The sequence below is a fragment of the Aquidulcibacter sp. genome (genome assembly GCF_049239865.1).
Taxonomy (GTDB): Bacteria; Pseudomonadota; Alphaproteobacteria; order Caulobacterales; family Aquidulcibacteraceae; genus Aquidulcibacter.
This window is the reverse complement of sequence record NZ_JBMLTR010000040.1, coordinates 3,824-6,778: the sequence shown is the minus strand read 5'-3', so window position 1 is coordinate 6,778 and position 2,955 is coordinate 3,824. Positions and strand designations below refer to the sequence as shown.

1 protein-coding gene is annotated in these 2,955 nt (G+C 57.1%); it reads right to left on the bottom strand.

Annotated elements, in window-relative coordinates; genetic code table 11:
- Window positions 1-2,955: DNA-directed RNA polymerase subunit beta' (rpoC, locus tag ACOVRA_RS03250; protein ID WP_421719034.1), on the bottom strand; the 2,955-nt coding region annotated here is incomplete at both ends.

Below are 2,955 nucleotides of genomic sequence, written 5' to 3'. Positions count from 1 at the left end.
AGGCTCCATCGCGCTTTCTTGCTCGATCGCGGCATCGGCATCCTGATAGGCGGCAATCGCCTTCAAGCGGCGGAGTGCACCACCGGTACCGGCTGGGATCAGGCGGCCCACGATGACGTTTTCCTTGAGGCCTTCCAGCGTGTCGTGCTTGCCGTTGACCGCTGCGTCGGTGAGGACGCGGGTGGTTTCTTGGAACGACGCGGCCGAGATGAACGAACGTGTCTGCAGCGAGGCTTTGGTGATCCCCAGAAGCACAGGCTCTGCTGTGGCTTCGCGGAGACCCAATTCCTTCATGCGGGCGTTTTCATCGATCAGATCGACTTCATCAATGGCATCGCCCTTGATCATGTCGGTATCGCCTGGATCGGTGACTTCCACCTTCTGCAACATCTGGCGGACGATGGTTTCAATGTGCTTGTCATTGATACCCACGCCTTGGAGACGATAGACCTTCTGGATTTCTTCAACCAGATATTCGGCCAAAGCTTCCACGCCCAGAACCGCCAAGATGTCTTGTGGTGCTGGGTTGCCGTCGAGCAGATATTCGCCGCGCTTGATCCGGTCGCCATCTTGGACCGACAAGTGCTTGCCCTTGGCGATCAGATAGGTTGCGGGTTCCAGTGCCTCATCATCCGGGATGATGAGCACTTTGCGCTTGTTCTTGTAGTCCTTACCGAACTCAACCCGGCCATCGATTTCAGCGATGATCGCGTGATCCTTTGGACGACGAGCTTCAAACAATTCCGCAACGCGTGGCAGACCACCCGTGATGTCGCGGGTCTTGGCCCCACCGGTCGCAACACGCGACAGAGTGGCACCTGGCCCGATCATTTCACCATCGGTGACCGACAAGATCGCATCGATTGGCAAGGTGTAGACAGCGTCTGCGCCATTGGCCAATTTCACGAAGCTACCATCGTCGTTCAACAGAGCCACGGCAGGGCGCAGGTCATTATTGGCCTTAGCGCCACGCCAGTCGATCACGCGCTTGGACGAAATACCGGTTGCATCGTCCAATTCGTCGCGGGCCGAGATGCCGTCCACGAGGTCTTGCAGACGCACGCGGCCGCCAACTTCGGTGACGATTGGGGTTGCAAACGGGTCCCAGTCGGCCAGACGCTGGCCGCGAACGACCTTGGTCTTGTCTTCGGCACGAATGCGCGCACCGAATGGCAATTTGAAGGACTGACGCTCTTTGCCTTCCCCATCAAACACGGCGATCACCATGTTGCGGCTCAAGCAGACCAGATCGCCATCATCGCGCTTCACCGTTGCACGGTTCATGAAGCGGACTTCACCGTCGAGACCGGCTTCCATGAAGCTGGTATCGGCCACCTGTGCCGCACCACCAATGTGGAAGGTACGCATGGTCAGCTGGGTACCAGGCTCACCGATCGACTGAGCGGCGATAACGCCGACAGCTTCACCATGGTTGACGCGGGTACCGCGAGCAAGGTCACGGCCATAGCAGGTCGCGCACACGCCGTTGCGGGTTTCGCACGTCAGAGGCGAACGGACCTTAATGGTCTGCACGCCAGCCTTATCGATGGCGATGGCAATGTCTTCATCCACATAGGTGTCTTGTGGGTAGAGGACTTCGCCGGTTTGAGGATCGACCGCATCTTGCGCCAAGGTCCGGCCCAGAATGCGCTGTTCCAAGGAGACGATGACTTCCGCCCCTTCGGTGACAGCCCGCAACTCGATACCCATCGAGGTGCCGCAATCTTCTTCGGTGATGATGCAATCCTGCGCCACGTCGACCAAACGACGGGTGAGATAACCCGAGTTTGCGGTCTTAAGTGCGGTATCGGCCAAGCCTTTACGCGCACCGTGGGTGGAGTTGAAGTATTCCTGAACGGTCAGGCCTTCTTTGAAGTTCGAGATGATTGGCGTTTCGATGATTTCGCCCGATGGCTTGGCCATCAGACCGCGCATCCCGGCCAATTGCTTCATCTGGTTCTTCGAACCACGGGCACCAGAGTGCGCCATCATGTAAACGGAGTTCATCTCCAAGGTTACGCCGTCGCGACCTGGACGAAGCTTCGAGACTTCTTCCATCATCGCGTCTGCCACGCGGTCGGTACATTTCGACCACGCGTCCACGACCTTGTTGTACTTCTCACCCTTGGTGATCAGACCGTCGGAATATTGTTGCTCATATTCTTCGACGCTGGTCCGGGTTGCTTCGACCATGGCTTCCTTTTCAGGTGGCACAACCATGTCGGCCATGCCGAAGGAAATGCCGGCCTTACAAGCTTCCTTGAAGCCCAATTGCATCATGCGGTCTGCAAAGATCACCGTCGCCTTCTGACCGCAGAAGCGGTAGACTTGGTCGATGATGTTGGAGACTTCCTTCTTGGTCATCAGCTGATTGACGATTGTTGGCGGCACCTTGGGGTGACGTGGCAACAGATCCGCAATCATGAAGCGGCCTGGGGTCGTGTTGATCGTCTTGGTGACGGGCTTGCCCTCATCATCGACGCCAACATAACGCGCTTTGATCTTGGAATGCAGCGTCACAACGTCTGCATCCAAAGCCGCTTCGATTTCGCCCAAGTCACGGAAGGCCTTGCCTTCGCCGATTTCGCCATCACGCTCAATCGACAAGAAGTAGAGACCCAAGACGATGTCTTGGCTTGGCACGATGATGGGCTTGCCGCTTGCAGGGCTCAAGATGTTGTTGGTCGACATCATGAGCACGCGGGCTTCAAGCTGAGCTTCAATCGACAATGGCACGTGTACGGCCATTTGGTCGCCGTCGAAGTCGGCGTTGAATGCGGTACAGACCAACGGGTGCAGCTGGATGGCCTTACCTTCGATCAACTTCGGTTCGAAGGCTTGGATGCCCAAGCGGTGCAAGGTTGGTGCGCGGTTCAGCATCACAGGATGCTCGCGGATCACTTCGTCGAGAATGTCCCAAACTTCAGGACGCTCTTTTTCAACGAGCTTCTTGGA